A 731-nucleotide genomic window follows, 5' to 3' on the forward strand; every position below is an offset into this window, starting at 1 on the left:
CCCCGGCGTTTCTTCATTGATAGGAGAGTGTCGAATGAGCGGAAAACAACACGTGATGCGGCTCGTGGGTCTGGTCACGCTGACAGTCGCAGCTACAGGCGGCGCAAACGCGCAAAGCACCGGTGGACGCGGTGAAGTACCGGATTACGCGGCTGTACTGGGCACGTCGCAGGTGGTTGTCGATCCGGCCAGCGGCAAGCGGCGCGGCCTGATTCAGAAGGAAATCGAGCAGCGCCTGAACGCGCGCGGCGAAAGGCGTTCCGCGCAACAGCGCAGCCAGTCGCGCGCGGTCAACGAAAGCTTGCATGCAATGCCGGTGACCGTCGCCGAAGCGTTCCGCGCGGCCAAGCCCAATGCTCAGGGCATCGTGGTGGTGAAGACCGCGCGTGAGCAGATCCAGCCGATCGTCGGCGTGCTCGACGAAGATGGCACGATGAAGGCCTCGCACGATCCAGCCGATTCGACCCGCGAAAACAGCGCGGGGGATACACCATGAGCAAACTGTCCTTCGCATGCCACCTCGCCGCAGCAACCTTGTTGTTCGCCGCGCAAGCGCATGCCGCCAAGATCGTGCTCGTCAATCAGGACAAACCCGGCGTCGGTTTGAACGAGATGACGCCGGTGACCCCAGTGGGCGGGAACCCTGGCACCACGGTCGGCGAACAGCGCCGGATCACCTATCAATACGCGATGGATCTGTGGGGCGCGCTGCTCAAGAGCGACGTCGAAAT

The 731-nt window shown here is 63.1% G+C and carries 1 protein-coding gene and 1 pseudogene; both read left to right on the forward strand.

All coding sequences use genetic code 11. The annotated features are described in order from the left end of the window. A partial coding sequence (locus tag LG367_RS18345; protein WP_226470716.1) for a hypothetical protein occupies window positions 1–496 on the forward strand: 496 nt, incomplete at its 5' end. Continuing rightward, window positions 493–731, forward strand: a pseudogene (locus tag LG367_RS18350) (PA domain-containing protein); the annotation flags it as partial. The gene LG367_RS18345 and the pseudogene LG367_RS18350, both read left to right, overlap by 4 nt.

The organism is Luteimonas panaciterrae (assembly GCF_020511115.1).
GTDB lineage: Bacteria > Pseudomonadota > Gammaproteobacteria > Xanthomonadales > Xanthomonadaceae > Luteimonas > Luteimonas panaciterrae.